Source organism: Desulfobotulus mexicanus (assembly GCF_006175995.1).
In the GTDB taxonomy this organism is placed as follows: domain Bacteria; phylum Desulfobacterota; class Desulfobacteria; order Desulfobacterales; family ASO4-4; genus Desulfobotulus; species Desulfobotulus mexicanus.
In genome coordinates this window covers 63,779-88,090 of record NZ_VDMB01000009.1, presented here as the reverse complement: position 1 = coordinate 88,090, position 24,312 = coordinate 63,779, and the positions used below count along the sequence as shown (strand labels likewise).

Annotated in this window: 21 protein-coding genes and 1 pseudogene; 18 read left to right on the top strand and 4 right to left on the bottom strand. The window is 48.5% G+C overall.

Going from position 1 to position 24,312, the window contains the following annotated elements; translation table 11 throughout:
* Positions 1–45: 45 nt before the first annotated feature.
* A complete protein-coding gene (locus FIM25_RS08820) occupies positions 46–1,632 on the bottom strand; it encodes a bifunctional metallophosphatase/5'-nucleotidase (RefSeq protein ID WP_179953267.1) in 1,587 nt (528 codons plus the stop codon).
* Between the two features lie 75 nt (positions 1,633–1,707).
* Between FIM25_RS08820 and FIM25_RS08815 the strand changes: the two genes are divergently transcribed.
* The 18 genes and pseudogenes from FIM25_RS08815 (at position 1,708) to FIM25_RS08730 (ending at position 19,739) form a co-directional block, all read left to right on the top strand.
* Entirely contained in the window at positions 1,708–2,007 is a 300-nt protein-coding gene (locus FIM25_RS08815) for an acyl-CoA dehydrogenase C-terminal domain-containing protein (RefSeq protein ID WP_139448354.1), read from the top strand.
* Positions 2,008–2,019: 12 nt separating this feature from the next.
* Positions 2,020–3,252 carry an NADH:flavin oxidoreductase/NADH oxidase family protein gene (locus FIM25_RS08810; RefSeq protein ID WP_139448352.1) on the top strand — a complete coding sequence of 411 codons (1,233 nt, stop codon included), beginning with the start codon at positions 2,020–2,022 and terminating at the stop codon, positions 3,250–3,252.
* 71 nt (positions 3,253–3,323) lie between these two features.
* Positions 3,324–4,076 (top strand): enoyl-CoA hydratase/isomerase family protein, encoded by a 753-nt coding sequence (locus FIM25_RS08805; RefSeq protein WP_139448350.1) that lies wholly within the window; start codon positions 3,324–3,326, stop codon positions 4,074–4,076.
* Between the two features lie 45 nt (positions 4,077–4,121).
* On the top strand, positions 4,122–4,382 hold the full coding sequence (locus FIM25_RS08800; protein ID WP_139448348.1) for a hypothetical protein: 261 nt from the start codon (positions 4,122–4,124) through the stop codon (positions 4,380–4,382).
* Positions 4,383–4,961 carry a restriction endonuclease subunit S gene (locus FIM25_RS08795; protein ID WP_139448346.1) on the top strand — a complete coding sequence of 193 codons (579 nt, stop codon included), beginning with the start codon at positions 4,383–4,385 and terminating at the stop codon, positions 4,959–4,961.
* Positions 4,958–5,248 carry a KilA-N domain-containing protein gene (locus FIM25_RS17310; RefSeq protein WP_218961349.1) on the top strand — a complete coding sequence of 97 codons (291 nt, stop codon included), beginning with the start codon at positions 4,958–4,960 and terminating at the stop codon, positions 5,246–5,248. Before FIM25_RS08795 ends, FIM25_RS17310 begins: the two co-directional genes overlap by 4 nt.
* A gap of 162 nt (positions 5,249–5,410) precedes the next feature.
* Complete coding sequence (locus FIM25_RS08785) at positions 5,411–7,003, top strand: type I restriction-modification system subunit M (protein WP_139448344.1); 1,593 nt, start codon at positions 5,411–5,413, stop codon at positions 7,001–7,003.
* A gap of 83 nt (positions 7,004–7,086) precedes the next feature.
* Positions 7,087–7,887, top strand: coding sequence for a DNA damage-inducible protein D (dinD, locus tag FIM25_RS08780; protein ID WP_246052103.1), 801 nt, complete (start codon positions 7,087–7,089; stop codon positions 7,885–7,887).
* A 203-nt stretch (positions 7,888–8,090) separates the two neighbouring features.
* Positions 8,091–8,444, top strand: coding sequence for a virulence RhuM family protein (locus FIM25_RS17305; RefSeq protein ID WP_218961348.1), 354 nt, complete (start codon positions 8,091–8,093; stop codon positions 8,442–8,444).
* A 184-nt stretch (positions 8,445–8,628) separates the two neighbouring features.
* A complete protein-coding gene (locus tag FIM25_RS08770; RefSeq protein WP_218961346.1) occupies positions 8,629–9,057 on the top strand; it encodes a GIY-YIG nuclease family protein in 429 nt (142 codons plus the stop codon).
* Complete coding sequence (locus tag FIM25_RS08765) at positions 9,054–10,346, top strand: restriction endonuclease subunit S (RefSeq protein WP_139448342.1); 1,293 nt, start codon at positions 9,054–9,056, stop codon at positions 10,344–10,346. The genes FIM25_RS08770 and FIM25_RS08765 overlap by 4 nt, the downstream gene beginning before the upstream one ends.
* The gene (locus FIM25_RS08760; protein ID WP_246052100.1) at positions 10,343–11,479 is read left to right on the top strand and encodes a PDDEXK nuclease domain-containing protein; all 1,137 of its coding nucleotides are present in this window, start codon (positions 10,343–10,345) and stop codon (positions 11,477–11,479) included. Before FIM25_RS08765 ends, FIM25_RS08760 begins: the two co-directional genes overlap by 4 nt.
* A 125-nt stretch (positions 11,480–11,604) precedes the next feature.
* Entirely contained in the window at positions 11,605–12,348 is a 744-nt protein-coding gene (locus FIM25_RS08755) for a Fic family protein (RefSeq protein ID WP_139448340.1), read from the top strand.
* Positions 12,345–15,599: a type I restriction endonuclease subunit R gene (locus tag FIM25_RS08750; protein WP_139448338.1), complete on the top strand. Its 3,255-nt coding sequence runs from the start codon at positions 12,345–12,347 to the stop codon at positions 15,597–15,599. Before FIM25_RS08755 ends, FIM25_RS08750 begins: the two co-directional genes overlap by 4 nt.
* Positions 15,550–15,999, top strand: a pseudogene (locus FIM25_RS08745) (four helix bundle protein). The gene FIM25_RS08750 and the pseudogene FIM25_RS08745 overlap by 50 nt, the downstream one beginning before the upstream one ends.
* Before the next feature lie 101 nt (positions 16,000–16,100).
* The gene (locus FIM25_RS08740) at positions 16,101–16,736 is read left to right on the top strand and encodes a M48 family metallopeptidase (protein WP_218961344.1); all 636 of its coding nucleotides are present in this window, start codon (positions 16,101–16,103) and stop codon (positions 16,734–16,736) included.
* A gap of 146 nt (positions 16,737–16,882) precedes the next feature.
* Positions 16,883–18,133: a NupC/NupG family nucleoside CNT transporter gene (locus FIM25_RS08735; RefSeq protein ID WP_139448334.1), complete on the top strand. Its 1,251-nt coding sequence runs from the start codon at positions 16,883–16,885 to the stop codon at positions 18,131–18,133.
* An 82-nt stretch (positions 18,134–18,215) separates the two neighbouring features.
* Positions 18,216–19,739, top strand: a complete 1,524-nt coding sequence (locus tag FIM25_RS08730; protein WP_139448332.1) for a GNAT family N-acetyltransferase — start codon at positions 18,216–18,218, stop codon at positions 19,737–19,739.
* 634 nt (positions 19,740–20,373) lie between these two features.
* On the opposite strand, the gene FIM25_RS08720 is transcribed toward FIM25_RS08730, so the two are convergent.
* The 3 genes from FIM25_RS08720 to FIM25_RS08710 form a co-directional block, all read right to left on the bottom strand.
* The gene (locus FIM25_RS08720; protein WP_246052098.1) at positions 20,374–21,108 is read right to left on the bottom strand and encodes a Fic family protein; all 735 of its coding nucleotides are present in this window, start codon (positions 21,106–21,108) and stop codon (positions 20,374–20,376) included.
* 92 nt (positions 21,109–21,200) lie between these two features.
* On the bottom strand, positions 21,201–22,274 hold the full coding sequence (locus FIM25_RS08715; protein WP_139448328.1) for an AbrB family transcriptional regulator: 1,074 nt from the start codon (positions 22,272–22,274) through the stop codon (positions 21,201–21,203).
* A gap of 211 nt (positions 22,275–22,485) precedes the next feature.
* Positions 22,486–24,222 carry a carbon starvation CstA family protein gene (locus tag FIM25_RS08710; protein WP_218961343.1) on the bottom strand — a complete coding sequence of 579 codons (1,737 nt, stop codon included), beginning with the start codon at positions 24,220–24,222 and terminating at the stop codon, positions 22,486–22,488.
* Positions 24,223–24,312: the final 90 nt, after the last annotated feature.

Genomic DNA, 24,312 nt, shown 5'->3' with positions numbered 1-24,312 from the left:
CCTGCAGGCATCCGTCAGACAACAGATCTTATTTTCCTATCCGATTCACCAGACAGGCAATGGATCTTCAAACCAATCAAGACTTCCCACAAAACATGAGGCAGAACTGCTTCTTTCATTTTTCAGGATTTTCTCTCTGATACGGCCTTCCACTGCGGAACTAATTTCAACCCTTATGCGGATATAGGTCTCCAGAGCGCCATCCACGGAACCGGCTTCCCGGATAGTGGGAAAATTTTTCAGCACCGCCATTTCACTGCCACCTGCGGCGAGGAAATCATTGGTGGCCGCAAAGTAGCTTTTCTCAGCATCCAGGGGCCTGCCTGCAATGAGCACGTCATGCACCCGGCTTCCCCTGGCTTGCGAAGGATCAATGGCATAAACCATACCCGCCACATGGAGAAGGGATCCGTCGGATCCGGGAAATACGGCAGCGCCTGTCTCCAGAACTTCCTTCAGGGCCTTTCCCGTAATTTCTTTGACCACGATATTGTTGCCAAAGGGAAGAATTTCAATGAGATTTTTAAGTGTGATATTTCCCGGTTCAACGGAAGCCCTCATGCTGCCTGCGTTGATGAATACCAGTTCCGCACCGGAAGCTTCCAAAATGGCATCCGTCACAAGGTTGCCGAGGTTGGTTTCCCCCACCCGGATCTGCTCCCGGTCTCCGTCAAGACGAATGGATGTGCGGCCGATGACTTCGGAAAGGGCCGCCTCCTGCTTTGCCACAATGGCATCAATCATGGCTTTCAATGCCGGATCTTCCGGTACGGCCATGCCCGTTTCCTTGGAAATCAGCGAAGCTTCAACGGAAACATTCCCTTCCCCATCCAGACGCATGACCACCTTTCCCAGAGCCTTGTTGTATTCATGGGCGCTTACGATCAAAGTATCTTTCACCCTCAGGCCATGTTCCAGACGGTCATGGCTGTGACCGTCCACAATGAGATGAATGCCCGCCACATTCTCTGCAATGGCCGAACTCCTGTATTCGGGCCGGGTACCCGCATCCAGCCCCAGATGTACCAGAGCGATGAGAATATCCGCCTCATCTTTCAGGGTATCCACCATGCGTTTTGCCGTTGCCACGGGGTCTTCAAAGCGCAGCCCCTTCACGCCATCGGGATGGGCCTTGGTGAGGGTTTCCGGTGTGGCGATACCAAAAACAGCAACACGCAGCCCGTCATAATTTTTCAGCACATATTCCTGCAAAAGAAGGGAGCCGTCTTCTTTTTTCACATTGGCCGCAAGAACAGGAAAGTCTGTCATTGCGGCAAGCTCCACAACCCGACTTGCACCGTAATTGAATTCATGGTTGCCCGTGGTCATGGCTCCATAACCCATGGCGTTCATGAGGCTTACCATGGTGGCTCCCTTTTCCAGAGTCACAATGGGCATGCCGTGCAGGGCGTCTCCTGCATCCAGCAGCAGAACATGGTCATGCTGTTCACGGATATCCTTCACCAGAGTGCTAAGCCGTGAAAGGCCCATACCATCCGAGTCACCGGACAGCACACGGCCATGCATGTCATTGGTATGCAGCACAATGAGCTCCCGGACATCCGGAGCCGCAAGGGCTGTGGAAACCAGAAAAAACAGAACAAAGCAGAACGAATAAATCTTTCTCAGCATAGTCCCCTCCATTGTTTTACAGCCCTATGGTGTTTTCTCCATGGCAAAATATCTGATTAGCATTTTTTTTTAGTCATGTTAATGGCAGATACAGGTCAGCAGGAATCGGTTGTGGAAAGGTGGATGACCTATTCCACCCTTTATCTTGAAGATTTCTGGCTTGTCACCATGGGCTGGCAGTGGCTGAAGCAGGCCCTCTCGGCCCGTGAAAAGCTTGGGAGCGCGAAGGGAGGAGCAGCCTCCTTTTATGATGGAAAAATCAGCGTCTGCCGGTATTTTTTCGCCTGCTACCTTCCTAAACATGAAGCTTTGTGTCATCGTCTCATGACAAAAGAAGCGCTCACCCTCAGCATACAGACGGAACACTTCTCATAAAGGAGGAATCATATGCCGGAAAGCAAACAGGATATTTTATTCCAACCCCTCACTCTGCCCTGCGGACGCGTGGTAAAAAACCGCTTTTTCAAATCCGCCATGAGTGAAATCCTCGGAACCGAAGACAACCGCCCCACCGAAGCACTGGTACGTCTCTATGAAGGATGGGGTAAAGGCGGTACCGGAATCCTTGTAACCGGCAACGTCATGGTGGACAGAAAAGCGCTGGGAGAACCCCGCAATGTGGTCATGGATACGGAAGACGATCTCCCCATGCTCAGTTCATGGGCAGAGGCCGGTAAAAAAGAAGGTTCAGAAATATGGGTACAGCTGAATCATCCGGGAAAACAAAGCCCCAAAAACCTCTCGCCAAAGCCCGTAGCCCCCTCGGCCATCCCCCTGCATCCGGGGCTTCAGCGTTTTTTTGCCACACCAAAGGCCCTTGAGGAAGGAGAAATTCTGGGGATCATCGCCGCCTTTGCCAGATCCGCAGGAATAGCGAAAAAAGCTGGATTTACCGGTGTGCAGATCCATGCAGCCCACGGCTATCTTGTCTCCCAGTTCCTTTCTCCTCTGCACAACCAGCGTAAGGATGCATGGGGCGGCAGCCTTGAAAACCGTATGCGGTTTCTCATGGAGGTGTACCAGGCCATCCGCAAAGAAGTGGGGCCGGATTTCCCCGTTGGGGTCAAACTCAATTCCGGGGATTTTCGCAAGGAAGGCTATCATCCGGAAGAGGCCGCCGAAGTTGCCGCTGCTCTGGCCGCAGAAGGACTGGATCTTCTGGAAATTTCCGGCGGCAGCTATGAAAAACCCGTCATGATGGCGGGTATGCCCGGCGGCAGTGAGGGCTACTTCCTCGAATATGCTCGCAGGATACGCCAGATTACGGCCATGCCCCTGGTGGTCACCGGAGGATTCCGCACGGCTTCCGGCATGGTGGCGGCACTGGCCTCGGGCGATACGGATATGGTGGGGCTGGGCCGTCCCATGGTGCTGGACCCCAGCCTGCCCCTGTGCATTGCCGAAGACAAAGGCATGGCATACAAAAGCCCTGTCACGCCGAAATCCACAGGCATTGCCGCTGTGGACAACATCGCCATGCTGGAGATCACCTGGTATGAACGACAGATGGGCTACCTCGCCAAAGGCCTGAAACCAAGGCCCCATGAAAATGTCTGGGCGTCCATCATCAAAATGCTGCTGGCGGACGGCCTCACCCGGTTCAGGAGACGGCGCTCATAACCGATGACCCTGTATTTGAGTGACAAGACCAAAAAAACAATTCCATAGAACTGCCATAAAAGGATACAGGAATGAATACACTTAGGTACCAGCAAACGGGCCGCATCGGCTACCTTACCCTGAACCGGCCCGACAAATACAATGCCTTTGATCTGGAAATGGTGGATGAATTTGAGGCCTTTCTCCATGCAAGGCGCTACGACAATGAAACGGGCGTCATCATTCTGGATGGTGGCGATTCCAAGGGTTTTTGCGCGGGCCTTGACGTGGAAACCTATGCCCCGGCCATCATGGCCATGAGTCCTGTGGATGCCTACAACGCCCAGGCCCGCATGAGCCGCCTTTTTCTTGCCATGCGCCGTATTTCCCAGCCCATCATCTCCTGCGTACACGGCGCTGCGGCGGGTATCGGCTTTTCCCTTGCCATGGCTTCCGATATCCGTATCCTTGCCGATAACGCCAAATTCTCCGCAGCCTACATCAACATCGGCCTTGGGGGTGCGGATATGGCCTCCAGTTATTTCCTGCCCCGGCTCATCGGCGCAGGCCGGGCCTACGAGTATCTTCTCACGGGCAACTGGATGGATGCGGACACGGCCATGGCTCTCGGCTTTGCCAGCCGCAAGGTGAGCCGTGAGGCCATGATCGAGACCGCCGAAGGCCTTGCAAAAACCATGGCAGAAAAAAATCCCATGGGCATCCGCATGACCAAAGAAGCCCTCAACGCCAACCTCGATGTTGGCGGACTGGAAGCAGCCCTTCAGATGGAAGACCGCAACCAGATGATGATTGCCTACACCTACCGAATGACACCCGCATCCTGAAGACTTTGGGAGTCTGATTCTGCCATGGCTTAAAACGTGTGAGCCATGGCAGACCAGCTCTTTCTTCCCCTCTCCGTTCCGGTAAAAATTCAAAACAAAAATCTGATCCTTCAGAAAACACTTCTTCGGGTGACGGATGAGACGGGCAACCTGACCTCCCCTGTCTGGCCTCCCATGACAACCTCGCCACCATGGCTGAAACACTTAAAATACAGAAACAGTATTTTTGTAAAATGTCATTTGACAAACCCCTCCCGCCTTCGTATATTTGCAAAAATAATATTACAGCACATTGAGGGGCGCTGAATGAAAATAAAAAAACTGGCAAGCGTGCAGATGGGATACTCCTTCAGATCCCGTCTTGAAGCCTCGGAAAACGGTACAGTTGCCGTTATTCAGATGAAGGATCTTCTGGCTGACAACACGGTCGGCTGCGGTGATCTGGTAAAAATTGATATGGATGCCGTGAAAGAACATCACCTCGCACGGAAGGGGGATCTGATATTCAGGTCTCGTGGTCTTGTAACCACTTCAGCAATACTTCTTGAAGATCCGGACAAAGCCGTTGTTGCCGCTCCTTTATTAAGGATAAGGGTAAGCAGACCGGAGAAGGTGCTGCCCGAATATCTGAACTGGTACATCAGCCAGAGGGATGCGCAGATTTTTCTGACCAGCAGGGCCAAGGGTACGGTTCAGAAAATGATCAGCAAACAGGCCATTGAAGATCTGGAGGTGGCACTGCCAACTCTGGAAAAACAAAAAAACATTGTAGAGCTGGCCTGTCTCCTGGCAAGGGAACAAACTCTGCTTCACAGGCTGGCAGAAAAGCGTGAACAATACATTGGGGCAGTTCTTATGCGAGTTGCCAGAGGAGAACGCCAGTGAAAGCGACAATCAACGCCAATGGCACTGAAATTACCGTCCTCTCCAAGGGGGATGAAAATGATTACATCTCCTTAACGGACATAGCCAGATATAAAAACCCTGATGAACCCAAAGATGTTGTCAAAAACTGGATGAGAAGTCGCAGTACCATCGAATTTCTTGGATTGTGGGAGCAATTGAACAACCCGGATTTTAAAGGGGTCGAATTCGACTCCTTTATCCATGAAGCCGGTTCAAACGCCTTTACCTTATCGCCCCAAAAGATGAAGCGACCATTCAGCAACTGATCGTGTTTTCCAACCTGGAGAGCATGAATGCTGAACTGATCAAACAGGGAATACCGTCAGACCAGAGACTGACCGTGCTGAATAAAATGGCCATAGAACAGATGACTTCCCTTTTAGGGAGTTCCGCAATCAAAGAACTACAGTCAACGAGGAAAATAAAAGATGAGCGGTAAAATTGATCAAAAAGATATCAACAACGCAGCATGGGCAGCCTGTGACACCTTCCGGGGCGTTGTTGATCCGGCACAGTACAAAGACTACATCCTTGTGATGCTGTTTTTGAAATACATCTCCGATGTATGGCAGGATCACTACGAAGAATACCGGAAACAGTATGGGGATGATGAGGTTCGTATCCAGCGGAAACTGGAGCGCGACCGTTTTGTTCTCCCCATGGTAAAACTCACCGAAAAAAATACGGAAACCGGCATCGAGACGGTTCTGGATGAATTCCCCGCCACCTATTACAGCCTCTATGAGCGCAGGTCTGCCGCCAACATCGGTGAGCTGATTAATATCGTGCTCGACCATATTGAAGAGAGCAACAAAAGCAAACTCGAAGGGGTGTTCCGCAATATCGACTTTAACAGCGAGGCCAACCTCGGGCGGACAAAGGATCGCAATAAACGCCTGAAAACCCTGCTGGAAGATTTTAACAAGCCCCAGCTCAGCATGAAGCCCAGTCTCGTTTCCGAAGATGTGATCGGCAATACCTATATCTATCTGATTGAACGCTTTGCCTCCGATTCCGGAAAAAAGGCCGGAGAGTTCTTTACCCCGCTGAAGGTGACCGAACTGGTGGCCAGACTGGCAGGCCCCAAACCGGGCGACCGTATCTGTGACCCGGCCTGCGGATCGGGCGGACTTTTGATTCAGGCGGCCAAAGAGGTGGCCCGTAATGCGGACAGCACTCAGGAAATGCGCAACTTTGCCCTCTTCGGACAGGAGTCCAACGGCAGCACATGGGCGCTCTGCCGGATGAACATGTTCCTGCACAGCTTTGACAGTGCCCGTGTCGAATGGTGCGACACCCTGAACAGTCCGCTCTTAGTGGAAAATGACCGGCTCATGAAGTTCAACTGCGTGGTGGCCAATCCGCCGTTCTCACTGGATAAATGGGGTTCCGAAAATGCCGAGAGCGACCAGTACAACCGCTTCTGGCGTGGTGTTCCGCCCAAAAGCAAAGGTGACTGGGCCTTTATCAGCCATATGGTGGAAACCGCCCTTGAAAAGCAGGGCCGGGTTGCCGTGGTGGTTCCCCATGGCGTGTTGTTCCGGGGCGCGGCTGAAGGGCGTATTCGGGAAAAAATGATTGAAGAAAATCTGCTGGATGCCGTGATCGGCCTGCCGGGCAACCTCTTCCCCACCACCAACATTCCGGTGGCCGTTCTGGTCTTTGACCGTTCCCGTGAAAAAGGCGGAGCCCGTGAAGATTGCAAAAACGTTTTCTTTATCGATGCCAGCCGGGAGTTTGTTTCCGGGAAAAACATGAACACCCTTTCGGAAGCGCATATCGGCAAGATAATGGAGACCTACGCCGCCCGGGCCGAAGAAGAAAAATACGCCCATGTGGCCGAGTTTGCCGAGATCAAGGAAAACGACTTCAACCTCAATATCCCCCGCTATGTGGACTCCTTTGAAGAGGAAGAGGAGATCGATATCGATGCGGTGCAGAAGGAAATTGATGCGCTGGAAAAAGAGCTGGTGGAAGTCCGCAAGATAATGGCGGAAAAGCTTCAACAGATTCAGAGGTAACCACGAATGGACACAAATAGGCACGAATACAGCCGAATCATTTTCGTGACGTTAAGAAAATGGCCTTTATGGAGGAAATGTAAATGAACAATAAAGATATTGAAAAACGCCATCATCGGACATTCGAGGAACTCAAACAGCTTACAGATAGCAACACTGAATTCTGGTATGCGAGGGATTTCCAAGCTGCTCTTGATTACTCCAGTTGGGACAAATTCAAACGTGTTATTTTAAAAGCAATCTCTGCCTGTAAGAATTCTGGACAGGAATCTGCCAACCATTTTTCCCAAGTGGGAAAAATGGTCAAACTCGGATCAGGTAGCCAGCGGGAGATTGAAGATTATCAACTCTCCCGATATGCCTGTTACCTGATTGTCCAAAATGGCGATCCTTCCAAACCAGTCATAGCCAATGGGCAGACGTATTTTGCCATCCAGACCCGTCGGCAGGAGCTGGCGGACGATGAGGTATTTCAAAGGCTCAAAGAGGATGAAAAACGCCTGTTCCTTCGCAATGAAATGAAGGAACACAACAAAAAACTGGTGGAAGCGGCGCAGCAGGCAGGCGTGGAATCCAACCTTGATTTTGCCATCTTTCAAAACCATGGCTACAAGGGACTTTATGGTGGACTGGACGCCAAGGGCATCCATGCCCGCAAAGGACTAAAAAAAGCCAGCAGATTCTCGACAACATGGGCAGTACCGAGCTGGCTGCCAACCTCTTCCGTGCCACACAGACCGAAGATAAGCTTCGCAGGGAAAATATTCAGGGCAAAACCAAAGCCAATGCAACCCATTTTGAAGTTGGAAAGAAAGTACGCCAGACCATCGAAGAGCTGGGCGGCACCATGCCGGAAGATTTGCCGACGCCGGAGAAGGATTTGAAAAAGCTGGAACGGCGGACACAAAAGCAGATCAAGGGAGACAGCCAGGAATGAACACGGATTTACTCCAATATTTTTTAAAACCACGAAAAACACCAAAGACACAAAAACTGGTTTTCATTTCGTGTAGTTCCTGCCTTTCATGGTTGAAAAACAACTCAGCACTGAATACTTATCATTCAGATCTCTCATTAGGAGAATATCATGCCTGATAACAAGAATGTACCGCCCAAGGGCGAACTTTTGGTGTATCAGGGACAGGGGCTGGACAACCCGGTTCAGGTGCGGTTGGAAGGGGAAAGCGTCTGGTTGAGTCAAAAGTTAATGGCAGAGCTGTACGGAGTTGCCATTCCAACCATAAATGAAAATATAGCAAACATTTACGACGACGAAGAGCTTCAGCCAGAGGCAACTATTCGGAAATATCGAATAGTTCAAACGGAAGGAAAATGGCAGGTGGGACGCCTGATTGATCATTATAATCTGGAGATGATTATTACGACTATAAGGACTTTATGGTGGACTGCCAACCTCTTCCGTGCCACACAGATCGAATAAAAGCTACGCAGGAAAAATATCCAGGGCAAAACCAAAGCCAATGCAACCCCTTTTGAGGTTGGAAGAAAAGTACGCCAGACCATCGAAGAGCAGGGCGGCACCATGCCGGAAAACCTTCCAACACCGGATGAAGATCTGAAAAAAGTTGAGAAGAAAAAAGTAATAACGATGAAGAGGCTGAGTGATGGATAAAGGTTTTATGTACATTTTAAAATGTTCAGATGGGAGCTATTATACTGGAAGCACAAATAATATTGAACTCCGACTTGCCCAGCATCAAGCGGGAGAAGGCTCGAATCACACCAGAAAAAGACTGCCCGTTGAACTGCTTTATATAGAAGAATATCAAAGGATTGATGAGGCTTTTTTCAGAGAAAAACAGGTTCAGGGTTGGAGCCGAAAAAAGAAGGAAGCCTTGATCAACGGTGCCTTCGAGAGCCTCAGGCACCTTTCCGTGGCGTATCGTGACAAAAGGGGCTTCGAGAACCTCAGCCACCAAAGATGCCCGTTGCCTGAAACACATGGCTTCGAGAACCTCAGCCGCCGGAGCTGCCCGTTGCCTGAGGCTCTCGAAGGCAACACTACCCAGAAGCCCAAGGAAATCCGACAATGAAAACGCAACTTTTATTAAAACAAGCCCGAGTGTCGTTAATTCCACATGGATGGCAAATTTCTCAAATCGGTAAAAGCTGTAGTATTAGAAATGATCTAAGAAAACCCATTAGTCTTGAAGAAAGATCTTCAATAAAGGGTGATTATCCATACTATGGACCAACGGGTATCTTAGATTACATTGATCAGTATTTATTAGATGGTGAGTTTGCCTTAATAGGCGAAGATGGAGACCACTTTCTAAAACCAGAAGAGAAGCCACAGACAATTTTAGCAAAAGGGAAGTTCAATGTTAACAATCATGCCCATGTAATTGCTTCCACCAATGTCTGTAGTGCTGAATGGTTTGCCACCTTTTACAAACATAGAAACATTACTGATTTTTTAAGCAGGCAAGGTGCTAACAGGTACAAGCTAAATAAAGCAACACTGGAAAAGCTGCCAATACTTCTCCCCCCCCTCCCCGAACAAAAAGCCATTTCCGGCCTGTTGTCCACCTGGGATGAGGCCATCGAAAAAACCGAACGGCTGATTCATGCGAATGAACGACGCTTCCACTGGCTTCTTCATAAACTCATGAAGCCGACGATTGCGTCGAATAATGAGTGCTCGGTGATAAGTGATGAATTAAAAGATAACTCAGACCTCAGCACTCATAATTCAGCACTCGGCAAAGGCCCACATACACAGGAAAACTTGGAGTGGAAGAAAGTAAAAATTGGCTCTTTTCTTAATGAAAGTCGGATTTCGGGTACCAACGGCCATGATGCACAAAAAATAACTGTGAAACTGTATGGAAAGGGTGTGATTGCTAAAGATGAAAAACGAATTGGAAGTAAAACAACCCAGTATTATGTGAGAAAAGCCGGGCAACTCATCTACAGTAAGCTTGATTTTTTGAATGGTGCATTTGGTATTATTCCAAACGATCTTGATGGTTTTGAGTCAACTCTCGATTTACCTGCCTTTGATATTTCAGATTCTGTTTCAAAAGAGTGGTTGCTATATTATCTGATTCGGCCTGAATATTACACAAGACAGCTTGGACTCGCTAAGGGGCAGAGAAAAGCAAGAAGAGTTAGCCCTTCGGAATTTCTTAATTCTAAAATACTATTACCTCCACTACATATCCAAAAACGGATAGCCGAATTCCTATCTTCTTCTCAACAGGAAATCGACCTTCTCAAACAACTCTCAAAAAAATACAAAACGCAGAAACGCGGCCTGATGCAGAAGATGCTCACCGGTCAATGGCGGGTAAAGCCGGATATCGTGATGGGGTATGCATGATGGATGACAAATCAAAAAACACCCCATCCCCAGCCAACCATGCCGGGTACACTTCGTGGCTCAGGGAACTCAAAGAAAAGATTCGTTCCGTGCAGGTCAAAGCCGCACTGGCTGCGAGTCGGGAATTGATTTTATTTTACTGGGAGCTTGGAGAAGATATTTCGCAAAAGCTCTCGGAAACCCATTGGGGCTCCAAAATTATTGACCAACTGTCTAAGGATCTGCGTTCAGAGTTTCCCGATATTCAAGGATTTTCACGAACAAACATCTACTACATCAAGAAATTTTACGAGTATTTCATTACCTTTTCCGAACAGGAACAAATTATCCCCCCGCCCGGGGGACAAATGGGTTCAGTCCTTACGCACCAATACGGATCACAATCCTATCCGCCAATCATCCCCCAGATTGGGGGACAATTGCCCTGGAGCCATATCAAAATTCTTCTGGACAAAGTTTCCGATCATCAGGAAACGCTTTTCTACATACGGGAAACCATCGAAAACGGCTGGAGTCGTGATGTTCTCGCCTTTCAAATCAAGTCAAGACTTTATCAGCGCCAAGGAAAGTCTGTCAGCAATTTTCAACAGACCTTGCCAACGCCACAATCCGATCTGGCACAACAGACGATCAAAGACCCATACATCTTTGATTTTCTTAGTATGACAAAATCTTACAATGAACGGGACATAGAGAACCAGCTGATCAGCCATATCACAAAATTCCTGCTGGAGCTGGGTAAGGGCTTTGCCTTTATCGGGCGGCAATATCATCTGGAAGTAGGTGAAAGTGATTATTATCTGGATCTGCTTTTCTACCATATCAAGTTAAAATGCTATGTGGTGATTGAACTTAAGAATACAAAATTTATTCCTGAATACGCAGGAAAGCTGAATTTTTATCTTTCAGCCGTAGACAGCCTTCTCAAAGCCGAGGATGATAAGCCAACCATCGGAATGTTGCTCTGCCGGGACAAAAACAGAATCGAAACCGAATTTGCCCTTCGAGACATGAACAAGCCCATGGGCGTGAGTGAGTTTACGCTGACAGAAATTTTACCGGATGAATTGAAAGGTTCCCTCCCCACCGTGGAAGAAATCGAAGAAGACATGAGGCAATTGAGTACTGAGTGATGAATTAAAAATCTGTTTTTATTCGTATTGATTCCTTCCCTTTTGGTGTTTTTTGTATTTTTCGTGGTTCAAAAATCCCTGGCCCCTGTCTGGCTTATCGTGGATAAAAGCAGGAGACCTGCAAAATGATACAATTCAATAAATTAGACAAATTAAAACAAAAACTGGATGCCTTCCGGCCATTGCCCCCGGAGATTGTTTCCAATCTCCACGAAGATCTGGTGCTCCGCTGGACCTACCATTCCAATGCCATTGAAGGCAATACGCTGACGCTGAAAGAAACCAAGGTTGCTCTGGAAGGAATCACCATTGGCGGGAAAACCATGCGGGAGCATTTTGAAGTGATCAACCACAGGGAAGCCATTTTTTTTGTGGAAGATCTGGTCAGAAAAAATGAGACATTATCTGAATGGCAGATTACCTCCATTCACCAGCTGATCCTGAAAAATATCGATGACAGAAATGCGGGTACCTACAGAAAAACCAATGTCATCATTTCCGGTGCCGATCATATACCGCCAGATGCCGTACAGGTTCAAAATGAAATGCAAGACTTCATTCACTGGTATCAGACCGGGGCCAAATCACTTCATCCGGTAGAACGGGCCGCCCGTGTTCATGCTGATTTTGTGAAAATCCATCCCTTTGTGGACGGCAATGGCAGAACATCACGGTTGCTGATGAATCTGGAATTGATGAAAAGCGGATTCCCGCCGGTGATTCTTCCTGTGGAAAAACGTCTGGAATATTATGAGGCACTGGATACAGCCCACACGAAAAATAATTACGATCCGTTTTTGATCCTTATTGGAGATATTGTGGAATCAGGATTCAGACCCTACTGGCACGCATTGGGAGTAAACCCATGAATACCTTTCAGATAAATGAAAAGCATCTTTCTCAAATTCCGGCTTTGCAGCTTTTGATCAGCCTTGGCTTTGAATTTCTGACACCGGCTGAAGCACTGCAGGAAAGACAAAACCGAACATCCAATGTTTTACTGGAAAATATTCTGCGCAGTCAGCTCAAGGAAATCAACCGTATTCGTTACAAAGGAGACGAGTACCTCTTCAGCGAAGAGAATGTGCAGTCGGCCATCCAGAAACTGAAAAACATCAAATACGACGGACTGCTGAAAACCAACGAGACCATTTACGACCTGATTACCCTCGGCACGGCCATGGAGCAGACCATTGAGGGGGATTCGAAAAGCTTTAATATAAACTATATCGACTGGCCCAAATCTGGAAGTGGCCCCGGTCGTAACAGGTTTCATGTAACGGTGGAATACAGTGTTGAACGTTCCAGAAGTACAGAGACTGCCCGTCCGGATATCGTTCTTTTTGTCAATGGCATTCCCTTTTGCGTGATTGAGTGTAAAGCGCCGCAGATTGAAGTGGAACAGGCCGTTTCCCAATCCATCAGAAATCAGAATGATGAGCACATCCCCAAACTCTTTATCTACACGCAGATGCTGCTGGCTCTGAATAAAAACAGCGCCATGTACGCCACCACGGGGACCGCTGCAAAATTCTGGGGAATATGGAAAGAGCCGGATAATGGACAATGGAAAATGGATAATGGAAAATTACTGGAGTTAAAAAATAAACCATTACCCAAAGATACAAGGCAAAAAATTGAAACCACCTTTCACTGTCAATTATCCACTATCCATTCTCCATTCATAACGGCTCAGGATGAGGCCTTATTTTCGCTGTGCCGCCCGGAAAGGCTTCTGGAGCTGGCGTGGAAGTTCACGGTATTTGACGGAGGCATCAAAAAAATTGCCCGGTATCAGCAGTATTTTGTCATCAAATCCACCCTGAACCGGGTAAAACACTTTGACAGCGCAGGTTCACGTAAAGGGGGGGTAATCTGGCACACGCAGGGGTCAGGAAAATCCCTGACCATGGTGATGCTGGCCCGGAATCTTGCCCTTGATCCCGAAATTTTGAACCCCCGCATTGTTCTTGTGACAGACCGTGATGACCTCGACAAGCAGCTTGGGAATACCTTTGCCTCCTGTGGCCTTGATGCAAACCGGGCAACATCAGGCAGAAACCTGCTGGAGCTGGTCGCTGAAAAAAAATCAGGGATCATCACAACCCTCATTCACAAATTCGACAAGGCGTATGCGGTAAAAAAATATCAGGATGCCTCCCCTGATATTTTCATTCTGGTGGATGAAAGCCACCGTACCCAGTTCGGTTCCTTTTCCGCCCGGATGAGACAGATGTTTCCCCATGCATGCTACCTGGGTTTTACAGGCACGCCGCTTTTGAAAAAAGAGAAGAACAACTTCATAAAGTTTGGTGAGCTTGTCGAACCCCATTATTCCATCACACAGGCCGTTGAAGACGGTGCAGTGGTTCCGCTTCTGTATGAAGGGCGGCATGTGGAGATGACACAAAACAAAAAAGCGGTGGATCTGTGGTTTGAGCGGCACACGCAAGGGCTTTCCAAAGAGCAGCAGGCGGACTTGAAACGCAAATATGCACGGGCAGAAATGCTGAACAAGGCCGATCAGGTCATTTATATGAGAGCCTTTGACATCAGCGAGCACTTTCGCTCCAACTGGCAGGGAACAGGATTCAAGGCACAGCTGGTGGCACCGAGCAAAATATCCGCACTCAGGTACAACGCCTGCCTGAATGAAATTGGCATGGTCAGTTCAGAAGTTGTTATTTCACCGCCGGATATGCGTGAAGGCTATGAAGAGACCGATGATGAAACAAAGGATGAGGTCGTAAAATTCTGGCAAAAGATGATGAAACGCTATGGCAGTGAAGAAGAATACACAAAGCAGCTCATTAACCAGTTCAAACACGGCAGCGATCCTGAAATCCTCATTGTTGTTGATAAGCTGCTCACGGGTTTTGATGCCCCCAGAAACGCAGTCCTCTATTTATGCAGGATGCTTAGGGAACACACACTGCTTCAGGCAATTGCCCGTGTCAACCGGCTGCATGAAAGCAAAGAATTTGGTTTCATCATAGACTATGCAAGCGTACTTGGTGAACTGGATAAGGCCCTTACCATGTACAGCGCATTTGAAGGCTTCGATGAATCCGATCTGGCTGGCACTCTGACATCCATTCACAGCGAGGCCGAAAAACTACCCGGCCGGTATTCTGATCTTTGGGATCTGTTCAAAACGGTGAAGCACTCCTGTGATGAAGAGGCCTATGAAGTGCTTCTTGGTGATGAGAGCATGAGGGAAGAGTTTTACGGTCGCCTTTCGGAGTTCGGTAAAACACTTGCCATCGCACTCTCTTCCGAGAAATTTCTGACCGAAACCGACGATAAAACCTTATCCCGATACAAGGCAGACCTCCGGAAATTCCAGTCACTCAAGGCATCCGTCAAGCTCCGCTATGCAGAAGCCATTGATTACCGGGATTATGAGCCAAAAATCAAAAAACTGCTGGACACCCACATTCAGGCCAATGAGGTGGTTCAGCTTAATGAGCCGGTTAATATTTTTGATGATGCAGCCTTCATGATGGTAAAAGAAGAGCAGGAAGTCTTCGGCTCTAAAAAAACAACGGGCTCAAAAGCAGACACCATTGCCCATGCCACAAAGAAGGTCATTACGGAAAAGATGAATGAAGACCCTGCCTTTTATGAAAAATTCTCAAAGCTGATCCAGCAGGCCATTGAAGATTTCAGGGCTAAAAGAATATCGGATCTGGATTACCTGAACAAAGTCGTGGATATCCGTAACAAGGTTGTCTTCAAGGTGCATGATTATGTACCGGATAAGCTTTCCGGAAATGAAGATGCCATGGCTTATTTCGGTGTGCTGACGCCATTTCTGGCGAGTGCTGAATACTCAGTGATAAATGATGAATTAAAAAACAACTCAGAACAGAGCACTCAAAATTCAGCATTCACCGAAGAGGCGACAGCAGATACGGCGTTAGCTATTCAGGCCATACTGGAAAAACACAACAAAGTTCACTTCTGGGAGGATGAAGACGCCCAAAAACAGGTGATCAACGAGATTGATGATTATATCTATGATGAGCTGAAGACAGAAAAGGGCATCGAATTGTCACTGGATCAGATGGATGCGCTCATCGAGAAAGTTTTGCAGGTGGCAAAACACAGGAATAATTGAGAATGGAGAATTGATAATGGAGAATGGGAAGCAGGTCTCAGGCAAAAAAAATGCTGTCAGGGACAAATCATTTTTGTTTGCATTACGGATTGTGAAATTATGCCGTTATCTTAACACGGAAAAGAAAGAATTTGTATTAAGCAAGCAACTGCTTCGCTCTGGAACTGCGATTGGGGCTTTAGTGAGGGAAGCTGAATAGGCGGAGAGTAAAGCCGATTTTATACACAAAATGGCTATTGCTCTGAAAGAAGCAAATGAAACGGACTACTGGATAGATCTGCTACATCAAGCAGAAATTATTAATCATACAGAATTTAAATCCATTAATCCTGATATAACTGAATTACTGAAACTTTTAACAAGTATAATCAAATCCTCCAGATCAAAGACGGTAAGTTGATGCAAAAAAGCAATCATTCTCAATTATCCATTATCCATTCTCAATTAAAATATGGTCAAAAGACCATATTTTACAGCCTGCTGTACTGTGACAGAAAAACCATGGAAATAGCCGTGCATCCAGACGGCACGGTTATGGTCAAAGCGCCGGTAGAGTCCGATATCACACTGATAGAAAAGAAAATAATAAAACGGGCTCGCTGGATTCTTAAGGCACTGAATTATTTCAAACAGTTTGATCCAAAAACGACTGAGCGCTGCTACGTGAGCGGAGAGACCCACCTGTATCTTGGAAAGCAATACCGACTGAAAGTGACCCAAGGACAGAAAAACTCCGTAAAACTGACCCGTGGCTTTTTTCATATCACCTGCCGGAACGAACCGGCTCCAGATACTGTAAGGAAACTTTTAAATCAGTGGTATTCGGAAAAGGCACAGCTCCAGTTTGCAGAAAGTATGCATCGCTGCTGGCAGAAGTTCCGTACTCCGGGCATTGAGAAGCCAAAGTTATCCATTAAGCGAATGCAAAAAAGATGGGGCAGCCTTTCTGAGAAGGGCACAGTAACCCTCAATACAGACCTCATCAGAGCGCCTAAAGAATGCATTGACTATGTTGTTACCCATGAGCTGTGCCACCTGAAATGTCATGATCATGGCCCTGAGTTTTATAAGCTCCTCGATTCTCTCATCCCGGGCTGGGAAAAGATCAAACACAAACTTGAACTCACGATAGTATGATCATGGAACGGAATATTTTTATGCATATAGAGCAGGAAGCAGCAGACCCTGTTTTGATCTTTTAATTGTAGAAAAATTATTGCGCTTCATATAGAAAGGCAGAAGAATATACCCTTACTCTTCTTAAAAATTCCGGAGAACCATCCATGTTTCTTTCCATTCTGCAAAGTGGTTTTGGCTTGCTGGCCTTTATGTTCATAGCCTGGCTTCTTTCCGAAAACCGAAAGGCCGTGAGCCCTCGACTGATACTTTCAGGACTTGGCCTGCAGTTTCTTCTGGCGCTGATTCTTCTGAAAGTTCCTGCTTTTGCAGATTTTTTCCTTTTTCTGAACAAGGCTGTGGAAGCCCTGGAAGCAGGAACAAGGGCAGGCACCACCTTTGTTTTCGGGTATCTGGGCGGTGGTCCCCTTCCCTTTGAAGAGCCATGGTCCGGTGCTGCTTACATCTTTGCTTTCCGGGCACTTCCCGTCATTGTCGTCACCGGTGCCCTCAGCACCCTTCTTTATCACTGGAAAATCATTCCTGTGCTGGTACGGGGATTTTCCGCACTCCTCCAGCGGGTCATGGGCATTGGCGGAGCCTTGGGCGTGGGCTGTGCCGCCAACATTTTTGCCGGTATGGTGGAATCTCCCCTTTTTATCAGGCCTTATGTGAAATCAATGACCCGCAGCGAACTCTTCACCCTCATGACCTGCGGCATGGCCACCATCGCAGGTACAGTTCTGGTACTTTACGCAGGCATAATCGGTCAGGTGATTCCCGGTGCTCTGGGCCATATCCTTGCAGCATCCCTGATCAGCGCACCCGCATCCATTCTCATTGCAGGCATCATGATCCCGGAATCTTCGCCTCCCACACTTGGTAAAATCAGCCCTCCCGTTGAAAGCAGAAGCTCTATGGATGCCGTGGTCAAGGGCACCACCTTCGGCCTTCAGATGTATATACAGATCGTCGCCCTTCTGGTGGTGCTGGTCGCTCTGGTCAGCATGGTCAATCAGGCTTTGGGACTTCTGCCTGACATGGCAGGCGAAGCCCTCACCCTCCAGAGTATTCTCGGTCAGATCATGCGGCCTCTGGTCTGGCTTGCTGGTATTCCATGGCATGAATCCCATGTGGCGGGCAGCCTCATGGGTACGAAGGTCATCCTCAATGAACTGCTGGCTTACCTCGACATGGCGGCCCTTCCTGAAGGCAGCCTTTCTTCCCGGAGCAGCCTCATCATGACCTATGCCCTCTGCGGTTTTGCCAACATCGGAAGCCTTGGAATTCTCATCGGAGGGCTTTCCAGCATCGCACCGGAGAGGCTGGATGAAATTGTCACTCTGGCCCCCCGGTCCATTCTGGCAGGCGTACTGACCACACTGATGACAGGTGCCATGGTCGGCATATTTTTCTGAAACAATTAAAACTGCCTAAAATAAAAATACTTTATTCCCATAACAGGTTCATTCTAACTTTCAAAACACCTTGGGATCAATCATGCACAGGACACACCACACACAACTTAGGGTTCCCGCACAAGAGCATTTCCTTTCCCTTGTACAGGGGCATGTGCGTGATATGGCCCGCATTGCAGGCTTTGCAGATAAAGAGGTACTGATTCTGGAGCTGGCAGCGGAAGAAGCTTTTCTGAACATCTGCATCCACGCTTACCCCGATGGAACACCGGGGGATATGCTCGTGAGCGGTGAACTGCTGGAAGGCGAACTGCGCCTGGAGTTCAGTGATGAAGGCCTGCCCTTTGACCCCGCTTCCCTCCAAATCCTGCGGCAACAACAGCAAAAGGAAATCCCAGGACTTGGTCTCAAACTGATCCATCATGCGGTGGACGAAGTCCTGTGGATTAACCGTGGCAGAGAGGGCAAGGCCATGTGCCTTGTAAAAAGACTTCCCTATGAAAAACATGAAAACGATACACAGGCCAGTTCCCCTCCTCCATCCAGCGTTCTTAAGAATGCAGAAGATCCTGTATCAAAACCGGCTGCTGAAGATTCCTTCGAGATTCGTCCGCTTCAACCCGAAGATGCCATGCAGGTTGCCAGGCTTTTCTGGCTAACCTATGGATACTCCTATAAGAACGAAGCCTTTTACAGGCCCGAAGGGCTTCTGGATCTGGTGGGACGGGGCCTTCTTTTCAGTTATGTAGCCGCTACTCTGGACGGAAATATTGCCGGCCATGCAGGACTATTAAGGCCGGAGCCTGTACCCATGGCGGAAATGGCCATGCTGGTCATTGATCCTGCCTACCGAAGTCGGGGGCTCATGAAACATTTTACTAGCCGTCTCAGAAAAGATGCCGGGGAACTGGGTCTTTTCGGACTCTCCCTCAATCCCGTAACCAGTCATCCCATCAGCCAGCGGGATGTCATTGCCATGGGCGCAAGTCCCTGCGGCCTGGAACTTTCCGCCTGCCCACCCCGCCACTTCAAGGCCATGGGACTGGAGGACGGCCCCCAACACAGAGAATCCTACCTGCACTGCTTTTTCTATCTGGAGCCCCCTCCCCCGGCACGGGTCAATGTGCCAAAACGGCATCTGCATATGACGGAACGCATCTGCCAAAATCTGGGACGGGCTCTGATTTGCAATGCGGATGGACATGGCAGCGAAACGCATGAAAAATCACAGGTAGGAGCTTATTCTGTATCCTTTGACCGTGGACTTATGAAAGGAGTGGTGCGTGTGTCCCTTGCCGATGAAATGCAATGGCCGGAAATTCTGCGGGCCTCCCGGGATCTTATGGATATCGCCGGAGCCGAAGTGGTTCATATAGATCTGCCACTTGCCCAGACCGCCACGGCCTTCCTCTGTGAACAGGCCGAAACAACAGGATTCTTCTTCGCAGGAATTTGGCCCCATGGTGCAGAAGACGGTGACATGCTAAGGCTGAGCCGCCTTGCAAGACCCATGGATATAAGTCTTTTACGACTTCACCCTGGCTTTGCCCAGGAGCTGGCAGAGTATGTGGGAAGGGAAATGCAACGGGCAATGAACAAAGCATAAAAAACCTTAGACACCCGCTACCATTCCACTGAAACTGCGCCAATTAATAACCTGAAAGTCGGATAAATCGTACACTATTTGATGTCCACTCCTAAGTATTTCAAGAAGAGCCTGTCTCTGGCCACTGATTCGGAGGACCATCGAGCATGATAATTTTCTATACATATAAAAAAGTTAGGAGAGCAAAAAAACCATCCGACGAAACAACATGTTCAAGCTCCTATATGTCCGCTCTTTGACATTGCCAGCTATGAACAGGGGTCGCTTTGTCGGAGGTGTCAGAAAATTCAGATTATTGCGTATGAGAATCGGATTCCCATCACGGCTTCCCCTTTGGTTGCTTATCCTTCTTGTTCTTATCCTTCTGCTCCTTCTGCGTTACCTTTTGTTTCTGTTCTTTGTTTTTATCCTTTTTCCCGCCTTTGTCTCCCAATGTGTGCTCCTTTCATTTAATTCATCGTTTTGCTGTAAGTAATATCGCACCATGAAACTTCTACAATAAAAACGATCATTACGGAGAATGCCAAGGTCGTGTTTCAGGGGAAACAACGACTGCCCGACAAGCCTTAAAGCAACACAAACATTTAAAATTAAATAATTTATATTGAAGAGACATGTTTTTTATAATGACGCATTACTCATTCATAATCTTTATAATCCTTTCATCCAGACAGGTGCGTAGAAAGGTATTCATCGGTTTCTGATTAGCAGTTCCATAAAAATCGAGCATCAATTGATTAAACTCCTGCTGCCTCTTTGCAGGAAGATTAATCGCAGGGTATCCGCAATTCAGCAAAAGCCCGTTCATAATAAAACGGCCCATACGCCTGTTCACATCATAAAAAAACTGGCACCGGGCCATTGTAAGAAAAAAATGGATAGCACGATCATAAATATCTGGTATATCATATGAATCAGAAACCATCTTTTCAAAAAGGGCAGGTAAGGAATCCGCCGGAGGCGGCATATACTCTGTCCCTGCGATGGTAACCCCACCAGATCTGAACTTCCCCCACTCCAATGCCTCGTCCTTACCCGCTATCAGATGCAGGGCACAAACTTGTTCACGGGTGATTTCAAACTGATTTTTCTCAATCAAAACAAATAAAGTACGCCAGGCATCAATTTGGTTCAGTGCTATTTGCTGGTCAGACAATCTATGTCCTCCAACAGTAATTCCATCCATTAATGTCTGAATTTCAGGTATGGTTAAGTTAATCCCTTCCAGATTTACTGCATCGCACACAAACTCAGCCAATTGGCGCTTAGCAAGCATTATTGCCTTTGCTTTGTTTGGTTTCATGCCCCACTGAGTTTCATTCATCTCATTCACCAGCTTAATCACTAAAAAGTTCAGAACCTGCTCCACATAATGTATATTGCTCATTATGAAAAAACAAGAACTTAGAAAACCCGCCCATAAGATACGGGACTGACCGGGGCTGGTCCAGGCTTAATCCATCAGGCCATACCGCAGGCACTGCGTCCGTTAATGCGGCAGATCAGCCGGGCAACCAGAGGCCCCGTCAGAACAACGGCAAAAAGACGAAGGCTCTGGAGGGAAAGCACAAAAGCAAGATCACAGCCGCTGTCTGCGGCGATGATGGCCACGGAATCCAGACCGCCGGGACTGGTGGCAAGATAGGCCGTCAGGGGATCGACACCCGCCCAGACGGTCAACATCCAGGCAGCAATACAGCAAAGTGCCATCAAGGCAACAACAGCCAGAAGCAATTGCGGTAAAACCCGCAAGGTGTGGCGCAGGGTTTCCGGCGTGAACTTCAGGCCTATGTACCAGCCAAGACTTGCGTAAGCAGCCCATAGCAGCCATGGCGGCAGGGTAATATGTATAAAACCAAGGGAATTGAGCACAGCCCCGAGCACCATGGGTATGAGAAGGGCTCCTGCGGGTATACGCCCTATGCGACCTGCAAGCACACCCACAGCCACCAGAACCAGGGTCTGAATCAGAGGAATCAGGGGCGCATCAAAGCCCGGCGACCAGGTTGGAGGCGGAAGATCCGCAACAGACCCTCCAAGCAGCAGACGGGATACGGCCGATGCAGTGAGAACCACCACTAAAATCCTCAGATATTGCATGAAGGCAACCATACGAATGTCAGCACCAAAGGATTCAGCCATGGCCATCATGGCCACAGCCCCTCCCGGTGAGGTTCCCCAGGCCGCCGTGTTTCCCGGCAGGGTGCCGAAATGCATCAGCCCATGCCCCACCAGTGCTCCGAAAATAATAACCAGTGCTATGGCAAAAAGAATGGCAGGCCAGCTTTGGAGCAGTGTACTCAGGATGGCCGGACTCATGGTAAGGGCAACCATGCAGCCCACGACGGACTGCGCCCCGGTAAAGGCCCAGCGGGGTACAGTAAGTTTCACACCGCAGAAGGCAAAGACCATAGCGGCCAGCATGGGCCCGAGCAGTGTGGCAGCCGGAAGTGAAGCCCACTGCAAAACCACAGCAAAAACAGAGGATACAAGGATCAGAGCTGCCCAGACAAAAGTTTTACGGGTATATACCATATGAATCTCCAGCGACCGGAGCCGCCCTTTTTTCAAAAACAACGATTTTAACAGAAGAATATTCAAGTAAAGACTATCTGCGCCTCTAATTTATGCTGCCAGACATCTAACCTCATGCCCTGATTAAACTTGATTGCGCCAGAAACATACCAACATACAAAAAATAAGATTCAACATCCTTCTGGTGGAAGAAATCATCGAATTGAAGACCTTAGGGACGGGAAGGACGCAACAGCTTCCCCATCTCTTTGAACGCAACGGCAACCACAGCAAGCGCAAGAACCATTAAAAGGATATCTGTTATAATCAGTGGCATTTTTCCGGCTGGAATATATTTGTCAAAAAGCATCACCCACAAAGCCCAGACAGTAGTGACCAGCATCAGGATGGCAGGAATAAGGGTAAAGAGTGTCGGCTTTTTCCGCTTGGCAAGCCAGACCGAGACAGCAATCAGTCCAAGGGCTGCCAGAAGCTGATTTGCGGCTCCGAATATGGGCCAGATCAGTGTAAAGGCATTGGTCCAGCTCAGCCAGAGCATCAGGCCTGCGGATAGTGCGGCATTGAAAATGTAGGATTGAAGAATGGCGGGTACTTTTTTGAACAGAACCGACCACAGCTCTTCAAAGAGATAGCGGTTGAGTCGAACGGCGGTATCCAGCGTTGTCACCACAAAACCTTCAACCATGAGAATGCCGAAAATGGTTCCAAAAGCCACGGGTAATCCAAAGGCCATATGGAGAAGGGATCCCATGCTCAGGGCAAAGGCAAGGATGGGGTTGGACGGTCCCGATTCCGGCCAGACAATCTGCATATAAGAATCGAAGGAGAGACCGGCAGCAAGGGTTAAAAGAACAACCATTGCAAAAACGCCCTCTAAAACCATTCCACCGTATCCTATCTTCCGGGCATCGGATTCAAGGCGGATCTGCTTGGAGACGGTCCCACCGGCCACCAGGGAATGAAAGCCGGAGATGGCACCACAGGCAACGGTAATGAAGAGAAAGGGCCAGATCATCCCGAGTTTCAAGTTGCCCTGAGCCACATTAAAGGCCGGAGCCTGAGTAACGGCTCCTTTCAGACCAGCCACAACAATACCAGCCAGCAGCAGCGCAATGCCGGCATAGAGAATAAATGAATTCATGAAATCACGAGGCTGCAGGAGAGTCCAGACCGGAGCACCACAGGCGATCACCACATACACCGTCAGAATGATCATCCAGGTATGCATGCCAACGGATACGGGAAAAAAGACGCCGAAGACAACGGACATACTCACAACCATAATCGCCACAGGCGTGACAATGGCAGAACGGATATTTCTGCGATAAAGCATCCAGCCGATCAGGGGTGCAAACAGCGTCAGAATTATCACTGATGTGGATGCGATGCCACCGATTTTAGCCCTCTCGATGCCATCGGCACCCACAATGGTCTGAAGAAAACCGGAGCCGCTTATCTTCATCTCGGCAACAGGAACCAGAGAGGTCAGTGCCGTTGCACTGAGACCCAGAAATGCTGATGTGACAAGAAGGATCATCACCGTTGTAAAGGCAATGAAAAGAAAAAACCCGGCCCTTCCCAAAGTCGAACGGGAGACTTCCGCCATGGAACGGCCCTTTTCACGGAGACTGGTGAATAGGCAGGTATAATCGTGGACGGCTCCAAAGAAAACCGTTCCCAGAAGAAGCCAGAGCCAGACAGGGATGATACCAAACAGCATGGCCACCGTGGGACCGACAATGGGTCCGGCACCGGCAATGGAGGCAAAGTGGTGGGAGAATGCAATGCCCGTACGGGTCGGAACATAATCCCGTCCATCCTCCATGGCCATTGCCGGAGTGGGATTCTGATTATTCTCATCAAAAATACGGGAAATCATCTTGCCGTAAAATAAATAACCGGCACCCAAAAATACCAGCCCAACCGTAAGAAGCAGGAGAATATTCACAGGCAGTGCCTTTAACTGAAAAAAGAATCATTGATCATAGTGCGCCCCATAATGGCCAGTGCCCCCCTCGTCCAACAACACTGGCATGGA